Source organism: Rosistilla oblonga (assembly GCF_007751715.1).
Lineage (GTDB): Bacteria > Planctomycetota > Planctomycetia > Pirellulales > Pirellulaceae > Rosistilla > Rosistilla oblonga.
The window spans coordinates 5922240-5942077 of the sequence record NZ_CP036292.1 but is presented as its reverse complement, the minus strand read 5'-3'; the positions used below and the strand labels follow the sequence as shown (position 1 = coordinate 5942077).

The window sequence follows — 19838 nt, the reverse complement described above, 5'->3', positions numbered from 1 at the left end:
TTTGGTTTTCAGCCCCGTCGCGATCGGATGCCGCGGCGCAAGGGTCGCGTTATAACGCGAGGTCGGTGCGCATCTGCTGGACATAGCGGCGGCACTCCGCTGGAACATCGCCGGGTTCTTCGTATTCGAGCACGACGAAGCCGCGGTAGTTGGCGTCGGTAAGGATCTTTTTCAACCGTGGGAAGTCCATCGGTTGCGGTTTGCCATCGGCGTCTTTGACAACGACTTTCACCTGTACGTTGACGGCATATTTGGCGACAGCTTCCATCTGTTCGTAGGGCTCGCCGCCGAAGCGGAAGTTGCCGGTGTCGAGGTTCACGCCCAGCCAAGGGCTATCGACATCGCGAACCAGTTTCAGCAGCCCGTCAGCCGATGCGGTCACGCCGCCATGGTTTTCCAACGCCAAATAGATCCCGTGTTTCCCCGCGTACTCACACGACTTCTGGATCCCTTCGACCATCAGTTCGTGGGTCTGTTCGGGAGAGTTTCCCTTTTGCCCGTGGCCGGCGAAGATCCGAATCATCGGAGCGTGAAGCGTGGCGGCGTGATCGATCCAACGTCGCACGTGTTCCAGTTCGCGGTTCCGAGTCGCGGTTTCGCTGTGACCAAAGTCGTTGCGGATCGCGGTTCCCGAAACGGCGAGGCCTTGGCGGAAGCAATGCGAACGCAGCCCGATCAGATAGGCTTCGGTCGGCTCTTCGGGCATGTAATAACTGGTCAGCTCCACGCCATCCAATTGCATCCGGGCGCATTCGTCGATGAAGCCCAGCAGGTCCATCTTCGGCGCCGCATCACCTTTTCCCTGCAGCAGCGAGCGGTAGCTGTAGGCGGCCAAAGAGAACTTGAACTTCGGTGCATGACGTCCCGGAATCATCTCGGCAGCGCCAGCAAGTTGTGGCGAAATCGCGGCCAAGGAGGCTGCGGCGATCGAGCTTGTCAACAACTGGCGACGCGACAACGGCGACTGGGCGGTGAAGTGAGAGTCGTGCATGGTGTGAGTTCAACCTTTCGCCAGCGGCGCGGAGGACTAAATCGGAGGAGTAGGACTGAATAATTCGTTCAGACAGATGCGTTGGCCCGTCTCTGCACTCTGCTGGGCGAGACGAATCACCTGTAAAGCGTAGTGTGCATCCTGCAGGTTTGCCATCTTTCGCACCAAACTGGTGACACTGCGATGGAATTGAATCAACAGCTGTTCACCAACCGGCAGCTCGGTCTCGAGCGATTCGACGTGCCGGCCGGCGTCGTCGAACCAGACCAAAGTGCTGGGCAAGTCGATGAAGGCGAGGCCGTGTTCGCAACAGATCTGCATGTCGGCGCTAGGGCGAAATCCGATCGCTTCTTGCCAGCTGGAGGGAACGTATTGGCCGGCGGAGATCTGGGCGCAAACCGCTCCTGGCCCGGTCCCAAATCGCATGCTCAACTGGCGATACGCCTCTTTGCCCGGTTCGCCGTAGACCGTCGAGTTCAAATGAGTTGGGTTGTCGGCGACGACGTAGCGACACCAATCGACGATCTCGACCAGCTCGCGCGTCGTCCGCTCTTGATGCTGCGGAACGTCCGAAACCAGGTTGGTCGATGTCGGTTCGGTGCGTCCCAGTCGGCGATGGCAAAAGAGCAGCTGGGGTTTGCCGAGCGTTGTCGCCAGTAGTTCTTTTAACCGTAGCGTTGCCGGTGCGTAGCGGCGGGGGAATTCAGCCATAAAGGCGATCCCCGATTTGTCGACTTGTTCCTTCAGCTGAGCCGCTCGGTGGGCGTCGATATTTAGATCGCTGGCCCAGTAGACCGCTTTACCCGCTTCACAGGCGGCGACCAGCGGCAGCCAGCCCTGCCAACTGCTGTCCAACACGATCACTGCATCGATGTCCGAGCGATGGATCAAAGCGCGGTAGCCGTCCATCGTTTCGGCTTCGAAGTCGCGAGCCGCTTGAGCCGCGAGGTGAGCGACCGGCGCGTAGATCGCTCGAACCTGAAAGCGATCGCGCATCATCATCAATGCGGGCCGATGCCGATGTTGCCACGCGGGCCCAAGACCAATAACGCCAACTCGAAGTCGCATAGACCAATCGCGTAGTGCGGGAGAGAAATGATAAGCAGATCAAAGCGGTTTAATGTACAGGAATCGGGCCTCCCGCGTTGTCTGGAAAGCTGCGATCCGCCGATTTGCTATTTATACAGTCTGCGCCACAGGGTGTCACGCTTCTCCCGATTCGCAGGCGTTTTCGAGCTTTCCGCCACTCGCCCCGGCGGCTGCCGGCATCCAAGGGCAGGCCTCGGCGGAGGCGAATTTGATGAAGTGACCTGCAGCGGCGAGGGGATAGCTACGCACTGCGGTGCCACCGCACTGCGCCCGCATGGGTGGGGCTCTGCGTCGCACAGCAAAATGCTTGGCGGTTCCTGGCGGCAATTTTCGCTTTCGGTAAAGGCATGGGGCAAAGAAGGTTGTGAGCACGAATTGCCCATCTTGAAGCAAATTAGCGGTGTGGAGGCATTTCGTTTTTCCGAAACGGGTTTGTTTTCGTGGTTGCCAAGGTCGACCCGAGGCCTACAATCGCCCCCTCAGCGCGAGTTCGCCAAACGGCCTCTCTTTTCCAAAGCCCCCCCCGACCGACTGAAGTCACGGGGCCCACGGAGGTTGCCCATCGGGGAGACGACACTCGCGATCTCTTTGAATTTTCAGGAGATACCGAACGTGTAATCGGATTGGTTGAGACGTATCGACCTTCGCGTTCGGCCTTGTTTTACCCAGGATCATGGGGGATTTCGAATGTTTTCAGTGCTACTGACTGCTTTACTCTCGGTCGTTGCTTCGGAGCAAGCGCCCAGTCCCGACTATGCAACTGCATATCGGTCGGCTCAAGAAGAGGGGAAGCCGTTGATGGTAGTCGTGGGTGCCGATTGGTGCCCAGCGTGTGTGAATCTCAAGCAAAACACAATCGCGTCGTTGAAGCAGGCGGGCGATTTGGAAGGTGTGGAAATGGCGATCGTCAATCGCGACACGCAGCCCGGCTTGGCAGGGAAATTGATGCGTGGCCCGATGATGCCCCAGATCATTGTCTTTTCCAAAGGCAATGCAGGATCATGGACCCGAACTCAGTTGACTGGCTTTCAGACCCGAGATTCGCTGCGGTCGCTGATCAAACGCGCCGTTCGCAACAAGGGAACTTGAGTTTTCTCGAACGGTTGTTTGTTTCGAAAACAACGCTGCGAAGCCGTTTGATTTGTTGATCGATATGAAATCGTCAGCACCGTAAACAGAAATTTCTGTCCCATGGTCCGCTCGCAAGTACAGGACGACTTGCAGCGGCTTTCTTTTTGGGATCCGGCCAGTAGAAACTGGTGGGAATCGGCATTGAACTAAACTGGCGGTCGTTGCGTAACAAGCCGACCGAACTCGGTGTTTTTTAGTTTTCATTGCCCGTAACGGACCACTCCTCCAATGGCTTCGGTTTTCGCTTTGATCCCGCTGCAACAAGTTTCTTGGCTTTCGTCGTGGCTGACGCCGATCTGGATCCTTGCCATCGGTATGTTGCTTGGTCTGGTCGCTACCGCAGCGATCTATCTCGTGCTGGCCGCGCTGTCTCGCATTCCCGCCTTGGGGAATCTCGCCGAAGACACCCGCAAAGCGACCTTTGTCGCCATGGGGATCGCGATCGTTGTCGCGGGGCTGGGCATTCTGAAGACGGTTGTCTTTGCCGATTCGCCCGAGATCACTGTCGCGGGGGAGGAGAATCCAACTGCGGCGCACAGCGCTTACCTGATCCTGCCGATGGTCGGCCTGGGCGTGATCGTTGGCTGGGGCTTGGTCTTTGGCTTCTGGAAGCGAACGATCCGAGAGTTCTTTCAGATCGCTCGCGAAGGGATCACCGGATATCTGCTGATGGCTCTCGTCGGATTCATCATCCTGGGGCTCGCCCCCACGATGTTGGTCACCGACCGCGACAAAATCCTCAGCTCGCTGCCTGCGGTATTGGAGAGCGACCGTTGGGAAACCACGATCACGCTCGACCCTGCTCCCGCCGATCTGCCTGCGGATCAATCGCCGTTCCAACGTCATGACCTGGTTCAATACGATCCCGAAGCGGTTTCCGAAGTCGTGATCGTTTCGGACCGCACGATCATGATCGCCGATGCCGAATCGCCCGACAACTTTACGATGAGTCCTCAGCGGTTCGAATCGGACGATCCCGTCGTCTGGCGCCGAGGCAAAGAGAATCCGTTGATCCGTTCGGTCCTGCCGCTGCCGTTGGATCCAACCAATGGCGTCTACTTCCAAAACCGCGAAGTCGATCCGGCGACGGTCAAGATCGCGATCGTGACTAAACCGGCTGCTCCCGAAGCGCTGACGATCTGGGTGACCGCCTTTATTGTCGTGCTGTTGCTGACGGCGATGATCACAATCCGCCAAGCGGCACCGCAAGTCAGTGCGATCGCGTTGGCGACGGCGAAAAGCGAATTGGCTCAGCCGCTGTACGTGACGCTGCTGCTGATCGGTTTCGCCGCGATCGTGCTCTTTATCTGGGTTCCGTTCCACACCTTGGGCGAAGACATCAAAGTCCTCAAGGATTCGGGGATGACGCTGATCATGATCTTCAGCATCATCCAAGCGGTTTGGTCGTCGGGAACCAGCGTCTCCGAAGAGATCGAAGGCCGCACCGCGTTGACCGTGCTCAGCAAGCCGGTCAGTCGTCAATCGTTCATGATCGGCAAGTATCTGGGAATCATGTGGACGATCCTGTTGATGTTTGTGATCTTGGGGCTGCTGTTGATGGTCGTCACCGCCTACAAACCGATCTACGATTCGCGTGAGAACACGACCGAGCAGCCGCCGTGGCAAACCTGCCATCTCGAAATGGTGACCACCGCACCGGGGCTGTGTCTGTTGTTCATGGAGACGACGTTGATCGCCGGTATCAGCGTGGCGATCGCAACCCGATTGCCTGTGATCGCCAACTTCGTGATCTGTTTTACGATCTACGTGATTGGAAACATCACATCGCCCATTGTCAGGGCCTCGGCGGAGGATAACGAGCTGGTCAGATTTGTCGGCCGGTTGATTGCTGTCGTCTTCCCGAACCTGAACACATTTAATGTTCAGGCGGCGGTCGACGCCGGTAATCCGATCCCGCCGATCTATCTCGCCGGCGCGTTCACCTACCTCGCCTGTTTCATGGTCGTCGTGCTAGTCGTCTCGCTGCTGTTGTTCGAAGACCGCGACCTCGCGTAGTTCCGCCTGCGAAACGCAGCAATATCTAGAAACGCCTCCCGTGGCCCAGCGTCACGGGAGCAGCGATCTCAGCGGCCCCACGCCGCCATCCCCGCCGGTTGGTCTCTCCCCCAGCGGTGCGATTTTTCGCCCGATCCGTGCGCGTTAGCATAACAGAGGATGTATTGATGTCCCCGGGCGAGTGATTGCGCGTATGGCGTTTTGTATGCCGGGACGCGTGATTGCGCATGGGGGATTTGCGAATCTCGGCGCGTGCTTGCGCATTGGCGATTTGCGGTCCTGGGGCTTGCGCCACCAGGCTATATGCGACCGCCGCTCCGCGGCTGGAGAGGCGTGGATGTTGGTGTGTCGGTGTGTCGGTGTGGGCGTTTTGCATGCCGGGACGCGTGCTTACGCATTGTCGTCGTGGGATCCTGGGGCTTGCGCCACCAGGCTTTATGCGGCCGCCGCTCCGCGGCTGGGAGGCGGGCGTCCGCCGTCACACGTTTTTTTAAAACTGCGGAGCAGTGATCGCATAAAGCCTGGCGGCGCAAGCCCCAGGCAAACGGCGAATCCCGCCGCACCACCGTTTTACCTCACCACCGATCCCCATTCCGCCTCAGCCGCGGAGCGGCGATCGCATGCACCCTGGCGGCGCAAGCCCCAGGCACGCGGTAATGTCCCCGGTCCCTCAATCAATGGAGATCCGATCATGTCCAGCACGCATACCAACTTGTTATTCCACATCGTTTACAGCACAAAATACCGGCGCGACATGATCGGAGCCGACGTGCAACCACGACTCTACGAATACATCGGCGGCGTGGTCCGGGAACACAAAGGGATCTTGTTGGAAGTCGGAGGCATGCCCGATCATGTGCATCTGCTCGCCAAGCTCAGCCCCGCCGTCGCGATCTCCGACGTGTTGAGGTTTGTAAAAGCGAATTCATCCAAGTGGGTAAATGAAACTCTGGCCCCCAAGCTGCCGTTTGCTTGGCAACGTGGATTCGGTGCATTCTCCGTCAGCGCATCGAACGTCCTCGAAGTGACAAGCTATATCCAGACGCAGGCCGAGCATCATCGAAAGCTGACGTTTCGCGATGAGTATCGAGCTCTTTTAGAACGCCATGGGATCGAGTTCGACGAACGTTATTTGTTCGAAGAGGAACACGTTGCGTGACGATGCGTTGTGGCGTGTGTTGGTTATTGGATGGAATTGTGCGTTGGCGTTTTTCGAACCTGGGGCTTGCGCCGCCAGGCTTTATGCGATCGCCGCTCCGTGGCTGGGGAGAGGAGGGATTGGGGCATAATTGCGCGTTGGCGTTTTTCGAACCTGGGGCTTGCGCCACCAGGCTTTACGCGACCGCCGCTCCGCGGCTAAGAATCGGGGGGCCGCCGTCACCAGGGTTTTAAAACTGCGGAGCAGTGACCGCATATAGCCTGGTGGCGCAAGCCCCAGGCAAACGGCGAATCCCGGCGAGCCAACTAACCACCGATCCCCATTCGGCCCAGCCGCGGAGCGGCGGTCGCATAGAGCCTGGTGGCGCCAGCCCCAGGTTTTCGACGATGCCCCACCGCGCTATCGCCCCACCGCGCCACCGAATCACCGCACTGCGATCTCTACTCACCGCACCCCGATCTCTACTCCGCGCTCCCGTCGTCTCTACGATTTGTCTAACTTGGCTCGCAATTTTTCGAGCCGTTGGGGGGAGACCTTGATGGCGGTGCCGAGCGTTTGCGCGAACAGGCTCACTCGCAGCTCTTCGATCATCCAACGGTATTCGTCCAACACGGCGCGGTCGACGGTGTACGATTCGGTGCGGCGGAAGTAGTCGTCTTGGAACGCGGCGACGATGTTGTGCGCGTCGCGATCGCGGTTGGCGGTCGAACTGAGCTTCTCCAAGCGGACGCTGATCGCTTTGAGGTAGCGTGGGTATTGCTTCAGCGTTTCCATTCGCGTCGTCAACCAGAAGTCGTCGCGGAACAGCTCGCTCAACTGACGCTTGATGTCGTCGCGGACGTACGCCAGGTGCCCCGCTTTGCAGGCTTCCATCGACAACCGCACGCCGTGATAACTTTCCGCAAGCGGCCCCAGCAGCTTGGCGATGTCTTGCGTTGCCATCGCGATCCGCTCGCCGCGGTTCTTGCGACGCGCTTCGAATTCGGACCGCGATCGAATCAACGGCTGGCGATCGACGAAGGCGATGTTGGCGATCAAATCGGCCAGCCCCTGCTTGATCGAATCGCCAGGGATCACGCGCGACAACTGGACCGCGGCCTGATCGAATCCCGGCAACCAACGGACCTGTTTGTTGATCTCGCTACGGTCGGTCAGCGTGAACAGGCGGACCAGCCCACGCCGCATCTGGTGCTCCGCCGACGCTGCGTTATCGACCAGTCGAACCGCCACCGAATCGCCTTGGTCGACAAGGGCGGGGAACAGCGTCACGCGCACGCCACCTCGCTCTCGCTCGACCCGTTCGGGCAGGTTGTCGATCGTAAAGTCTTTTAAACCATCGACTTGCAACACGTCGTCGGGCACGTCGACAACGCTCGCCATCGATCCGGGAGAGGCTTCGTCGTCGCCGATCACCTCCTGCCGCAGCTCCTGCAGGTCGCGTCCTTCTCCCAGCGGCTTGCCATCATCGTCGACGACGCGGATGTAAAATCCAACCGATTCGGGAAGCTTGTCGGGATCGAAATCGGACGGGCTGATCGGGACTTCAGCGATCTCGGCCAGTCGTTGGCAAACGGTCGACATGAACGCGGTCTGCCCCATCTGGTCGTCGAGCGATTCGAGCACGCGTCGGGCGGAATCGGCGGCGGGGACCAGGTTGCGGCGGATCCGTTTGGGCAACGCCTTGATCATCGCGATCAGCTTCGTTTCGATCAGCCCAGGGACCAACCAGCCGAGTCGGTCGTCGGAGATCTGCCCCAACAAAACCTTGGGGATCGTTACCGTCACGCCGTCGTTGTCGGCCGAGGGATCGAAGTTGTACTGCAGCGGAAGCGAGGTCGGGCCGACTTGCAGGTGATCGGGAAAAGCGTTCGGATCGAGCTTCTCGACGAGCCCCGGCAACAGGTCGGCCGGACGCATGTAGAGCGAGCTGGATTCCCCGGCGTCCAACGGTTGGTCGAGCCAGGCGACCAGATCCGATTCGCTCTGGCAGAGGTCGACCCAATCGGGACGCGGCTGCTGTTCGTCGAACTTCTGCAGACTGGATCGATCGACCACGTCGCTGGGCAGCTGAGCGTGATAGAAGTGTTCGACAATGTAATCGTCGACGATCAGATCACGCCGCCGCGTTTTGTGAGCCAGCTTGGCGATCACCTCTCGCAGTTGTTGGTTGTGGGCGTAGAACTTCGCTCGCGTCACCAACTCTCCGGCGACCAAGCCTTCATCGATCAGCAGCCGCTGCGCTGTCTCGGGATCGATCGGCGCGAGGGCTTTACGTCGTTTGACGACGATCGGCAGCCCAAACAACGAGACGCGTTCATAACAAAACGCCGACTGGTCCTTGCGACTCCAGAACGGATCGGCATAGCTGCGTTTGACAAGGTGTTCGGCCAGCGGTTCCAGCCAGCCCGGATCGATGCGAGCCACGTTGCGGACAAATCGCTTCGACGTTTCGACAAGTTCCCCCGCGACGATCCATTTCGGTTTGCTCTCAAAAACGCCCGACCCCGGCCACAGGAAAAACTCCTGGTTACCGATCCCGATGTATTGATGTTTCTCGCCAGCCATCGCCACGCCCGACAGCAAACCGGTCAGCAGCGATTGGTGGATCGATGCGTACAGATTGTCGTCGACAGTCGCTTGATCGGGTTCGCAGGCATCCGTCACGCGGACGTTCGATAGGCCGTGTTCGCCATCGCCGCGTTCGCTTCCGCCGCGGCGACGCTTGCCCCGCTTGTCGGCTTGCTGGCGGCGAAGATCGGGAACCATCGCCTTCAACTGGCGATGGACATCGACCCATTCTCGCATCCGGCTGAGCCCCAGAAAGTTCGTTTGGCAAGCTCGCGCCAAACGGTTCCGGCTGAGATCTTCCTGCAGGCCGCGGTAGAACCGCCAGATCCGCAGATAGCTCAGGAAATCGCTGCGTTGATCGACGAACTTCGCATGCGCCGCGTCGGCTGCTTGCTGCTTCTCTGGCGGCCGAATCCGCGGGTCTTGCACCTCCAGCGCCGCCGCGATGACAAGCATCTCCGGCAGGCAGCCCCTTTGATCGGCTTCGATGATCATCCGTCCGACGCGTGGATCGACGGGCAGGCTGCCCAGAACGCGGCCCATTTTCGTCAGCTCTCTCCGCTCGTCGATCGCTCCGATTTCGTGCAGCGTGCGAAAGCCTTCGCTGATCGATTCGGGGCGCGGCGCGTCGAGGAACGGGAACTCGTCGATCGATCCCAACCGCATCATCTTGGTCTGCAAGATCACCGACGCGAGGTTGGTGCGGCGAATCTCCGGAGTCGTAAAGTGTTCGCGAGATTCGTAGTCGTCCTGGTCGTACAAGCGGATGCAAATACCGGGGCCGACGCGTCCGCAGCGGCCGGCGCGTTGATCGGCGCTGGCTCGACTGACCGCTTCGACCGGCAGCCGTTGGACCTTGCTGCGTGGGCTGTAGCGGCTGATCCGAGCCGTTCCGGTATCGACGACGTAGCGGATTCCGGGGACGGTCAGCGACGATTCGGCGACGTTGGTCGCCAGCACGATCCGCGGCTTGTTCGAACCGTGAAAGATCTTCTGCTGTTCGCTGGCGGGCAGTCGAGCGTACAGCGGCAGGATGTCGGTTCGATTTTCGAGCCCTTGGCGGCGCAAGTGCCCGCCAAGATGGCGAGCGACTTCGCGGATGTCCCGTTCGGTCGGCAGGAAGACCAGCGTGTCGCCGACGCCATGCGCCCAGGCTTCATCGACGCCCGCCGCCACGTGCGCGGCGATCCCCTGGCCGCGATCGTCGCCGTTTTCGGACGACTGGAATGAGGGAAGGTATTGGATGTCGACGGGATAGCTGCGGCCTTCGACATTGACGATCGGTGCCGGACCGTGTTCGTCGCGGAAGTGATTGGCGAACCGCTCCGCGTCGATGGTAGCACTTGTGATGATCAGCCGCAGGTCGGAACGTTTCTGCAGCAGCCGGCTGAAGATCCCCAACAGGAAATCGATATTCAGCGATCGCTCGTGGGCTTCATCCAAGATGATCGCATCGTATTGATCCAGGAAGCGATCGCTTTGCGTCTCGGCTAACAGAATTCCGTCGGTCATTAATTTGATCAACGACGTCGGAGCTGTCTGGTCGGCGAAGCGGATCTTATACCCGACCAATTGGCCGACCGACGTCCCCAGTTCTTCGGCGACGCGACTGGCGATCGAACGGGCGGCGATCCGCCGCGGTTGGGTGTGCCCGATCATCCCGCTGCGCCCCAGTCCGGCGTCCAGGCACATCTTCGGCAACTGGGTGCTCTTGCCGCTGCCGGTCTCGCCACAGACAATCACGGCGGGGCGGGTGCGGATCAATTCGACGATCGTGTCGCGCTGCGACGAGACCGGCAATTCCTCGGGGTAGGTGATCTGAGGGATCGAAGCGGCTCGCAGTTCGGCCAGCGCCACCGACTCCTCTAGTTGTTCACGGAACCGCTCGATTTGCTGGGGATCGTCGTTGACGTGGCTCAATTGCCGCAGCTGGCGTTGCAGGCGGAAACGGTCGCTGCGCATCGCCTGGGCGATCCGTTGGTCGATGGCGGAGGTGTCGGGTGCTGGCATGGAATGTTAGCGGGAGTGTGCTTCGGTCGCGAAACAGGCTGCGGTATGATAGGAGAAGACGAGGTATTCGAAAGTTCACTTGCGATACAGACCAGGGCATGGAAGCAATATTTTCTCAACGCTGTCAATCGGAATTTAATCGCGGCGATCGTCAACGTGGCGAGGAATATCAAGCCGGCGGTGCGGTGAACATCCTGGAACTGGGGACGCTTGGGGTACGGGCGGTCGTCAGCGGACCGGAACACGATTATGGCGTTCTGATCGATCTCGAAGAGGCTGGCGACGACGTTCTGTTCGTCAAATGCACCTGCCCAAGATTCGCCTCAGGTTACCTGTGCAAGCACATCTGGGCAACGATCTTAGAACTCGATCGCGTGCAAGACGATCGACTCCGCGGCCGAGGGGCGTTTGAGATCGATGAATCCGACATGGAGGATTTCGAGATCGGGGAGCCGTTGGAGGTCTCGAACTACCAGCCGACGCAGACGGCATTGACGACGCTGCAGGGCAAACCGGCACCGGCTTGGCTGAAGCAATTGAATGTCGCGGCGCAAATCGCGTCGGTCAAAGCCCCCACAGTCGTCGCTCCGCCCCGTCCGGTGGAGACGGGGCAGCGGAGTCGCCACGAATTTGTAATCAGTCTGGCCGACCAAGCGAATTCGTCGAGCATCGATTTGCAGTTGATGCGGTCGACGCAGGACCCGAAGGGACGATGGAGCGAGCCGCAGCCGGCGAGGATCTCGCGCGCCGAGACGGTTCGTTTGCGCGACGCGGTTGAGCAGCGGATCTTTACGATGCTGCAGTGGGAGTCCGATTTCCCAGCCGCCGTCGCAGCCGATCGCCGCGTGGGGGGAGCCACGCGGTTTCGGATCCATCCGCATCTTGTCGAAGAGACGTTGGCGGAGCTGTGTGGATCGCAGCGACTGGCCTGGACGCTCGACGTCGCTTCGCCGAAGAGCGAGCGGACACCGATCGTTCACGGGACCGGAGCCGCTTGGGATTTTGCCGTCTCGCTGGCTCCGTCCGACTCCGCGACCGCAAAGCCCAACGGAAAACGGGGGCGAGCGAAAAAGAAGGCGATGCTGGCGGTGATGCCTCGTTTAGAACGCGTCGCGGAGAAGGTGGCCGAGCGTCGCGAGATCGGGCGAGTGATGGCGGTCTGCGATTCGGGGGTGCTTTTGATGGACGATTGCATCGCCGCGATCGATCCCAAGGTCGCGTCGTGGGTGCGTGGGTGGCAGCGGATCGGCGATTTGCAGTTGCCCGCCGAGGAGATCGGGACCTTTTTAGAAGCGTTCTTTTCGGCTCCCGAACCGCCGCGGTTGGAGCTTGCCGATGCGTTGGACGTGTCGATTGCCAAGGGGAAGCCGCAACCGAAGCTGACCCTTTCGCCACCCAACGATGAACATCGCACCTACCATTTGGTGGCTGTTGTCTCGATGCTCTATGGAGATCGAGAGGTTCAGATCGACGATCATGCGAAGGCCGTCTGGGATGAAGCGTCGCGCGTTCTGATGAGTCGCGATGTCGATGCCGAAATCGCGACGATCCAGATTTTAAGGGAATGCGATTTTCGCGAACACTATCCGCGGTTCCGCGACACCGAGCTGCGGATTTCGCGATGGGCGCTCCCTCCCGCGGTGATCAAGTTGACGGGGCGAGGGTGGTTGGTTGTTGCCGACGGGCAGCGGATGCGATCGCCTGGGGAGTTCAATCTGGAGGTCTCCAGCGGCGAAGACTGGTTCGATCTCAAGGCCGAGGTCGAATTCGATGGCATGGCGGTCGCGTTGCCAACGCTGCTGCGGTCGCTGAAGCGGAGGGATTCCTATGTCGTCTTGGACGACGGCAGCCGCGGGGTCCTGCCCGAACAGTGGCTGAATCAATTTGTCGATCTGTCCAAAGCGGGCCGGATGGAAGGGGATAGCGTTCGCTATCGCCGCAACCAGGCCCTGTTGTTGGATATGTTATTGTCCGAACAGGAGAACGTGAAGACCGATCGTTCGTTCAACGCTTGGCGGAAGCGGATGCGTTCGTTTTCCGGGGTCAAACCGGCCGATGCACCTCGCGGTTTTCAGGGCGAACTTCGCGAGTACCAGAAGGACGGACTCGGTTGGTTGAATTTCCTCCGCGATTTTCAATTCGGCGGCTGCCTGGCCGACGACATGGGGTTGGGCAAGACGATCCAGGTCTTGGCGCTGTTGCAAACGCGGCGGCTGTCGCGGCCCAAAGCGGGCCAGACGCGAAAGCCTTCGCTGGCGGTGGTGCCCAAGAGTTTGATCTTCAACTGGATCGCCGAAGCGAAGAAGTTTGCGCCGCGCCTGAACATCATCGACTACACCGGAAACCAACGCGCCGCGCTCGTCGATCGTTTGGGATCAGCCGATCTGGTGTTGACGACTTATGGAACGCTGCGTCGCGACGTCGAACAGCTGACTTCGCTTCAATTCGATTACGCGATCCTCGACGAAGCTCAAGCGATTAAAAACCCGAACAGCCAATCGGCCAAGGCGGCGCGGTTGATCGACGCCGATCATCGTTTGGCGATGACTGGTACGCCGGTGGAGAATCATTTGGGAGACCTCTGGTCGCTAATGGAGTTCCTGAATCCGGGAATGCTTGGCAAGCTGTCGGTCGCTCAATTCGCCAACGAAGAAGCGGGCAGCCAGCGGTTGGCGGGGCTGACCAATGCGTTGCAGCCTTTCATTTTGCGGCGGACCAAAGAGCAGGTGTTGACGGAGTTGCCCGAGAAGAGCGAGCAGACGTTGTACTGCGACATGACGCCCAAGCAACATAAGCTGTACGACGAATTGCGATCGCACTACCGCCAGCATCTGACGGGCGTGGTGGAAGAGTTGGGGCTGAAGCGTTCGAAGATGCATGTGCTCGAGGCGCTGTTGCGTCTGCGTCAGACGGCCTGCGATCCGCGTTTGGTCGACGGCGCTCAAGCGGCTCACGGCGTGAAGATCGGTCGCTTGATGGAACAGTTGCACGAGGTGACGGCCGAGGGGCACAAGGCGCTCGTCTTTTCGCAGTTCACAAGTCTGCTGGCCTTGGTTCGTAAGGAACTGGATAGGCACGGGATCGTCTACGAATATCTCGACGGCAAAACGACTCGCCGGAACGAACATGTGCAGCGGTTCCAGGAGGACCCGGCCTGCCAGGTCTTCTTGATCAGTCTCAAAGCGGGCGGGCACGGATTGAATCTGACAGCCGCCGATTACGTTTACATCCTCGACCCGTGGTGGAATCCGGCGGTGGAGTCCCAGGCGATCGACCGGGCGCATCGGATGGGACAGACCAAACCGGTCCTCGCGTATCGGTTGATCTGTCGCAATACCGTGGAGGAGAAGATCGTGCACTTGCAGGAGCACAAGCGGGAGTTGGCTGAAGCTGTCGTGACAGCCAACGGCAGCCTGATCAGCCAGCTGTCGATCGACGACCTGAAGATGCTGTTCGAGTAGTCGCCCCGGCCTGATACGGGCCGTTCGTGTCGCAGGTTGTCGCACGACCTAGGCGTGCGGTGAGCGATTGCACTAAAAAAAGAGTGGTGGTAGAGCGGCCGGCGTTTGTCGGCTGGCGAGGCGATCGTTAAAAGGAATATCGAAACTCATGTCGCGGCGAAAAATACACTTCGAAAATCTAAGCGACGCGGCCGCCCTGTGCGATCAGCTGTTGCAGTCGGGGTACGAACGCAACGGCAATTGGTCGCTGGCGCAGATCTGCAATCACATGCGGATGACGATCGATTCGAGCATCGACGGCTATCCCAAATGGATGGCGATTGGGAAGCCGTTGAGGCCGCTGCTGCGCTGGCTGATGCTGCCCAAGCTGCTGCGTGGCGATTCTCCCGCGGGGATTAAGACCGCTTCGACTTTTGTGCCCGCGGAAGATTTGAGCGACGCCGAAGAGGTGGCGCTGTTTACCGAAAGCGTACGGCGGTTCCAGTCGCATACCGGATACCTGCATCCCCATCCAGGGTTTGGGAAATTTGATCACGCCTCGCTGGAACGATTCCACTCCTGCCACGCGGCGCATCACCTGGGCTTCCTCGCAGCCAGCGAGTGAAGTGATCAACTGAAGGATATGGCGACACGTGTCTGCCCGCGTTAATAAAACGCAGGGACGATCATATCCGAGGGGATCGGGTTGCGTTCGTAGTCGGGTTCGCGATGCACCCGTCAGAACTAATCGGCACTGGTCGGAAAACGCGTGTCCCGGAATGCAAAAATTTTGACTTGAACGGCTAGAGATTCTCAGTCTCGAAGCGTGTTCATTGCCTATGCAGGAATCCACCCTATTGACTTGTGGTTTTGCTCCATTTAGGCTTCAGGTGCGTTGGGCAGTACTGCTTGCCCATTGCGTGATCCGGGAGGTTGTCTCAGTTGGGAGAGCAGCTGCATCGCATGCAGCAGCTGCATCGCATGCAGCAGGTCATCGGTTCAAGTCCGTTATCCTCCACTCGACAGTCGCACCGTCCTGTTACCGCGAGGCCAGGGAGTCTTTCAAGCAATTTTAGCCTTTTGTGGTGCTTGAATCACTTTTGCTCCGGTGCGCTGTCGATCCAATTTTTGGCTGACTACCGCTGTTGATAGTGGGGGCACGGTCAGATTTCGTCCTCTCCATTAATGCAATGCGCATTGTGATTGAAAAAGGTGGAACCAATGGCTTCAACTGCGGATGAAACAGTCGACGAACGAGTCTATACCCTGAGCGAACTGGCAAAGGATTTCGGCGTAAACCGCACCACCATCTGGAGATGGTGCGATCGTGAGGGGATTGGCCGACAGATATTCCCATCGAATGTTACAGTGCTAACGAAAGACGAGGCCGAGAAAGTGCGCGGGCTAATATACGACGGTCCGGGCAATCCCTGTCGTGAACGTGGCAAGGTTGGGAAGCTCAAAGCGACGTCGGGCCGTCGTATCATCGCCGATGCGAAACCAACCGGTGTTCGTCCGCGTAAAGCGAAATAGAGCAGGCATGAGTTGAGGCGTTAACCGCCACTATCGTAATTGCAGCGTGCAAGCAATTTGCAAAACGAGACGGGAAATGCGTTACACGGCAACTGAGGTTGGAAAGGTCATGGGGCGAACCACCGGAACCATTATTCGGTGGGCACGGGAAAACGAAATTGGCATTTGGGAAGAGGGTGAAATCCAGGCGAAGATTGTTCGCGAGTCGGATATCCCGAAGATTGCCAAGCACATAGGCGCCGAGATCCCGCCAGGTATCGTCGATCATGACAACCGACACTCCGTCGACTACATCGTTCCGGAAGGTTATGTCACAATCTCGCAAGTCCGCCGCACGCTCCGAACGGCAAGTCGCGTTCGCCAAGCGATCCAAGAGTTGGGACTGTCGAAAGCAGCGAAGATTCAGACGCGTCGGCTGTTGATGGGGAAGCGTGACGTAAAGGCGTTGGCGAAAATCCATGGGCTGCCGAATCCCTTCACTGAGCCGCACGATACTGGCTCTTTGTCGCCATCGCCTGCGGGCTTCTATACCGCGAAAGAGATTGCGAAGACGGCGGGGATCAGGCACCGCCGCGTCGTCGATCTTTTGCGGCGTTATAGCCAGATCGTGCCAGACCCAACAAAGAAGAGTCGCTGCCTCACGACAGAGAAAAAATTCTCTGAGATTGCAGAGCAAGAACGGATGCCGGATCCGTTTGATGGAAAGGCGGCGTTGCCACTGGATGAGTCGGGCAGGCCGTGGACGAGGTACGAAGAGGGCAGTCGCCGGATCTTCGTTGCATTGGTTCACGATGGCCGCGCCTACGATGGCGAACAAGTCGTTCTTCGCTGGTGGTGCTGGGAAATCACGCCGACCGACGGATACATCGTGCACGCCCGTGAATACCGATCACGCAAACCGTGTCTCGACGACGCCCTCCGGCGTATGGGGCTAACAGCGAAAGATCTTCGCGTGACAACCGACCCGCTCGACGATATTCGGTTGAAAGCGTGGAACTTCCGACTGAGCCACGACAAAACAGCGAAGCGGCTTGGTATTAGCGCTCGCGTTGCCCGCCGTTTTCTATATGGCTGGTCGGTTCGTCGGGCTGCAGAATCGGCGATCACCGAATCGATGCACCAGCTTATATAGCCGCCTGTGAGGAAGGCTTTTAGAGCCGGCACCTTCCGGTGTTTCTGCTGCGCACTGGCGGCCTCACGACTCCTTTAGCGACTCACTGACTAATAAAACGCGGGGACGATCATGTCCGAAGGGATCGGGTTGCGTTCGTAGTCGGGTTCGCGCTGTCGGCTCGGCAGTTCGACTGTCGACTGTTCGACTTCGGCATAGTCGATCTGATCCAACAGATGGCGGATGCAGTTCAGTCGGGCTCGCTTCTTGTCGTCCGCTTCGATGATCCACCAAGGGGATTCTGGGCGATGCGTCGCCTGCAACATCCGCTCTTTCGCCACGGTGTATTGTTCCCATCGACGTCGCGATTCGAGATCCATCGGGCTCAATTTCCACTGCTTCAACGGATCGTGGATCCGGCAATTGAAACGGAACTCTTGCTGTTCGTCGGTGATCGAGAACCAGTATTTGATCAGATGGATTCCCGAATCGACAAGCATCTTTTCGAAGACGGGAGCGGTTTGCAGGAAGTCTTCGTATTCTTTATCGGTGCAGAAACCCATTACCCGTTCGACGCCCGCGCGGTTGTACCAGCTGCGGTCGAACAGCAGGATCTCGCCGCCGGCGGGCAGGTGAGCGATGAATCGCTGGAAGTACCACTGCGATTTCTCGCGTTCACTGGGGGCCGGCAGCGCGGCGACTTTACAGACCCGCGGGTTCAGTCGCTGCGTGATCCGTTTGATCGCTCCCCCTTTCCCCGCCGCGTCGCGTCCTTCGAAGATCACGACGATCTTGGCGTTTGTTTTGACGACCCAATCTTGCAGTTTGACCAGCTCGCGTTGCAGCCGCAGCAGCTCGCGGAAGTAGGTCGTGCGGGCCAGCCGTTTCGCATCGTACTCACCCTCGCCACGCGCACTCAGCTGCTCAAATCGCGAATCATCCAGCTCCAATTCAATCTCTTCATCGATCGAATCGAGGAACTCTTCTTGCAGTCGATTCAGATGCTCGGCGTATTGGTCACTCAATGGTCGTCTCCTTCGCAGCGGCTGGGGATGTTTAGAGCCTCATCGTAAAATGTGGGCGAAGAAGATTTGTGAAGTTACTGGATTCAATCCGTGAAGATTGCGTTAGCGTTTCAGCTGGTCGCGTGCCGCAAGCACATTCGCGAGGGCGGCTTCGATCGAATCGGCCGTCGCGGTCAGGTGGCCCATCTTGCGACCTGGAGCAGCGGTTTGCTTGCCGTACAGATGCAGCTGGACCGCTTCGATCGCCAAGGCGTTCTCGAACGCGGGAGCTCCGCCGTCCCAGACGTCTCCCAGCAGATTAGCCATCGCGGCGGGACGCGTTTGCGGTTCGGTTCCCAATGGCAAACCGCAGATCGCTCGCAACAGCTGTTGGTACTGACAGCAGGGGAACGCTTCGATCGTGAGGTGGCCGGAGTTGTGAGGCCGCGGCGCGAGTTCGTTGATCAGCAAGCGGTCATCCGATTGGACGAACAGTTCGATGCACAGCAAACCGACGAGATCCAACGACTTGGCGGTCGTCATCGCGATCTGTCGCGCGGCGTCGCGGAGCGTGTCGCTGCCCGCGGCGGGGCAGATCGAGTAGTCGAGGATGTGGTTGGCGTGGTGGTTTTCGATTAGCGGGTACGTCCCGACGCTGCCGTTGCGGCTGCGGTAGACGAGGATCGAGACTTCGCGCTGAAAGTCGATCATCTTTTCGGCGACCAGGCGGTCCGACCCGAGTTCGGCTAGCGCCGGTTCGATCGATTCGGGATCGCGAAGGATCCGCTGTCCCTTGCCGTCGTAACCGCTGCGGGCGGTTTTTAGGACGATCGGGTAGCCCAGTTCGTCAGCCGCGCGGCGGACATCGTCGGCATTAAAGACGGGGCGGAAGGGAGTGACTGGCAGTCCGGCATCGGCCAGCGTTTGCTTCTCGATGATCCGGTCTTGAGCCACGTGTAGGACGCGGGCATCGGGATGGACCGGCGTGATCGCTCCGGCCCAGCCGACGGTTTCGACGGGGATGTTTTCGAATTCCAGCGTGATCACATCGCACTGACGAGCAAAGTCTTCGACAGCCGATTGGTCGTCGTATTGGGCGACGATCTCGCGGTCGGCAACTTGTCCGGCGGGGGAATCGGCGTCGGGCGAATAGATCACCACGCGATAGCCCATCTGTTTAGCGACCATCGTAAACATGCGGCCCAATTGCCCGCTGCCAAAGACGCCGATGGTCGATCCCGGTGGGACGATCGCTGTTGGGTTCATCGTTGGAGATCCTCGAGATCTGCGTTTTCGATCTCCGCGTCCTCTAGGACGTCTGCGGTTTGTTGCGCGACGAAATCGGCGAGCCGTTGTTGCAGCGCGGGATCGGTCAGCGACAGGATCCGGGCCGCCATCAAGGCTGCGTTTTTCGCTCCCGAAGTCCCGATCGAAAGCGTCCCGACGGGAACGCCGCCGGGCATCTGAACTATCGAAAGCAGCGAATCGAGTCCCTGCAACGCGCGGCTCTGAACCGGCACGCCCAGCACGGGCAGCAGCGTTTCGGAAGCGACCATGCCGGGCAGATGCGCCGCGCCGCCGGCACCGGCGATGATCACTTGGATCCCGCGATCGGCGGCCATTTGAGCGTATTCGAACATCCGTTGCGGAGTCCGATGCGCCGAAACGACTTTGCATTCGTGCGGGATCTGCAGCGCCGACAACATCGCGTCGGCGTGCCGCATCGTTTCCCAATCGGACTTGCTGCCCATGATCACGCCGACGGTTGGCGAAGGATCTGCCATCG

At 59.3% G+C, this 19838-nt stretch carries 14 protein-coding genes and 1 tRNA gene; 8 read left to right on the top strand and 7 right to left on the bottom strand.

The features are described 5' to 3' along the window. Positions 1-49: 49 nt before the first annotated feature. The 3 genes from CA51_RS21045 to CA51_RS26425 form a co-directional block, all read right to left on the bottom strand. Entirely contained in the window at positions 50-991 is a 942-nt protein-coding gene (locus CA51_RS21045) for a sugar phosphate isomerase/epimerase family protein (protein ID WP_145123135.1), read from the bottom strand. A 36-nt stretch (positions 992-1027) separates the two neighbouring features. Beyond that, positions 1028-2059 carry a Gfo/Idh/MocA family protein gene (locus CA51_RS21040; RefSeq protein WP_145123134.1) on the bottom strand — a complete coding sequence of 344 codons (1032 nt, stop codon included), beginning with the start codon at positions 2057-2059 and terminating at the stop codon, positions 1028-1030. Positions 2060-2194: 135 nt separating this feature from the next. Next, positions 2195-2329: a hypothetical protein gene (locus CA51_RS26425; protein WP_261343038.1), complete on the bottom strand. Its 135-nt coding sequence runs from the start codon at positions 2327-2329 to the stop codon at positions 2195-2197. Between the two features lie 438 nt (positions 2330-2767). Between CA51_RS26425 and CA51_RS21035 the strand changes: the two genes are divergently transcribed. The 3 genes from CA51_RS21035 to tnpA all read left to right on the top strand — a co-directional run bounded on the left by CA51_RS21035 (position 2768) and on the right by tnpA (position 6386). Continuing rightward, a complete protein-coding gene (locus CA51_RS21035; protein WP_145123133.1) occupies positions 2768-3169 on the top strand; it encodes a thioredoxin family protein in 402 nt (133 codons plus the stop codon). A 270-nt stretch (positions 3170-3439) separates the two neighbouring features. Then, positions 3440-5227, top strand: coding sequence for an ABC transporter permease (locus CA51_RS21030; RefSeq protein WP_145123132.1), 1788 nt, complete (start codon positions 3440-3442; stop codon positions 5225-5227). Between the two features lie 691 nt (positions 5228-5918). Further along, complete coding sequence (tnpA, locus tag CA51_RS21025; protein ID WP_145123131.1) at positions 5919-6386, top strand: IS200/IS605 family transposase; 468 nt, start codon at positions 5919-5921, stop codon at positions 6384-6386. A gap of 483 nt (positions 6387-6869) precedes the next feature. Here tnpA and hrpA read toward each other — a convergent pair whose 3' ends face one another. Next, positions 6870-10964, bottom strand: coding sequence for an ATP-dependent RNA helicase HrpA (gene hrpA / locus CA51_RS21020; RefSeq protein ID WP_145123130.1), 4095 nt, complete (start codon positions 10962-10964; stop codon positions 6870-6872). 98 nt (positions 10965-11062) lie between these two features. On the opposite strand from hrpA, the gene CA51_RS21015 reads away from it, so the two are divergent. The 5 genes from CA51_RS21015 to CA51_RS20995 all read left to right on the top strand — a co-directional run bounded on the left by CA51_RS21015 (position 11063) and on the right by CA51_RS20995 (position 17069). Further along, positions 11063-14425 carry a DEAD/DEAH box helicase gene (locus tag CA51_RS21015; RefSeq protein ID WP_145123129.1) on the top strand — a complete coding sequence of 1121 codons (3363 nt, stop codon included), beginning with the start codon at positions 11063-11065 and terminating at the stop codon, positions 14423-14425. A gap of 148 nt (positions 14426-14573) precedes the next feature. Beyond that, complete coding sequence (locus CA51_RS21010; RefSeq protein WP_145123128.1) at positions 14574-15029, top strand: DUF1569 domain-containing protein; 456 nt, start codon at positions 14574-14576, stop codon at positions 15027-15029. A gap of 303 nt (positions 15030-15332) precedes the next feature. Next, positions 15333-15422 (top strand) — tRNA-Ala (locus CA51_RS21005). 203 nt (positions 15423-15625) lie between these two features. Continuing rightward, positions 15626-15937, top strand: coding sequence for a hypothetical protein (locus tag CA51_RS21000; protein WP_145123127.1), 312 nt, complete (start codon positions 15626-15628; stop codon positions 15935-15937). 76 nt (positions 15938-16013) lie between these two features. Next, the gene (locus CA51_RS20995; protein ID WP_145123126.1) at positions 16014-17069 is read left to right on the top strand and encodes a hypothetical protein; all 1056 of its coding nucleotides are present in this window, start codon (positions 16014-16016) and stop codon (positions 17067-17069) included. An 89-nt stretch (positions 17070-17158) separates the two neighbouring features. Here the strand turns inward: CA51_RS20995 and ppk2 are convergent, their stop codons facing one another. From ppk2 to purE, 3 genes are all read right to left on the bottom strand, one after another. Continuing rightward, positions 17159-18073: a polyphosphate kinase 2 gene (gene ppk2, locus CA51_RS20990; protein ID WP_145123125.1), complete on the bottom strand. Its 915-nt coding sequence runs from the start codon at positions 18071-18073 to the stop codon at positions 17159-17161. Between the two features lie 102 nt (positions 18074-18175). After that, positions 18176-19318, bottom strand: coding sequence for a 5-(carboxyamino)imidazole ribonucleotide synthase (locus tag CA51_RS20985; protein ID WP_145123124.1), 1143 nt, complete (start codon positions 19316-19318; stop codon positions 18176-18178). After that, the gene (purE, locus tag CA51_RS20980; RefSeq protein ID WP_145123123.1) at positions 19315-19836 is read right to left on the bottom strand and encodes a 5-(carboxyamino)imidazole ribonucleotide mutase; all 522 of its coding nucleotides are present in this window, start codon (positions 19834-19836) and stop codon (positions 19315-19317) included. Before purE ends, CA51_RS20985 begins: the two co-directional genes overlap by 4 nt. Positions 19837-19838 lie beyond the last annotated feature (2 nt).

What these genes read in the sequence shown, in the direction of transcription:
- CA51_RS21045 (WP_145123135.1), bottom strand. Translation starts at nt 991, where the DNA reads ATGCACGACTCTCACTTCACCGCCCAGTCGCCGTTGTCGCGTCGCCAG.
- CA51_RS21040 (WP_145123134.1), bottom strand. Translation starts at nt 2,059, where the DNA reads ATGCGACTTCGAGTTGGCGTTATTGGTCTTGGGCCCGCGTGGCAACAT.
- CA51_RS21035 (WP_145123133.1), top strand. Translation starts at nt 2,768, where the DNA reads ATGTTTTCAGTGCTACTGACTGCTTTACTCTCGGTCGTTGCTTCGGAG.
- CA51_RS21030 (WP_145123132.1), top strand. Translation starts at nt 3,440, where the DNA reads ATGGCTTCGGTTTTCGCTTTGATCCCGCTGCAACAAGTTTCTTGGCTT.
- tnpA (WP_145123131.1), top strand. Translation starts at nt 5,919, where the DNA reads ATGTCCAGCACGCATACCAACTTGTTATTCCACATCGTTTACAGCACA.
- hrpA (WP_145123130.1), bottom strand. Translation starts at nt 10,964, where the DNA reads ATGCCAGCACCCGACACCTCCGCCATCGACCAACGGATCGCCCAGGCG.
- CA51_RS21015 (WP_145123129.1), top strand. Translation starts at nt 11,063, where the DNA reads ATGGAAGCAATATTTTCTCAACGCTGTCAATCGGAATTTAATCGCGGC.
- CA51_RS21010 (WP_145123128.1), top strand. Translation starts at nt 14,574, where the DNA reads ATGTCGCGGCGAAAAATACACTTCGAAAATCTAAGCGACGCGGCCGCC.
- CA51_RS21000 (WP_145123127.1), top strand. Translation starts at nt 15,626, where the DNA reads ATGGCTTCAACTGCGGATGAAACAGTCGACGAACGAGTCTATACCCTG.
- CA51_RS20995 (WP_145123126.1), top strand. Translation starts at nt 16,014, where the DNA reads ATGCGTTACACGGCAACTGAGGTTGGAAAGGTCATGGGGCGAACCACC.
- CA51_RS20985 (WP_145123124.1), bottom strand. Translation starts at nt 19,318, where the DNA reads ATGAACCCAACAGCGATCGTCCCACCGGGATCGACCATCGGCGTCTTT.
- purE (WP_145123123.1), bottom strand. Translation starts at nt 19,836, where the DNA reads ATGGCAGATCCTTCGCCAACCGTCGGCGTGATCATGGGCAGCAAGTCC.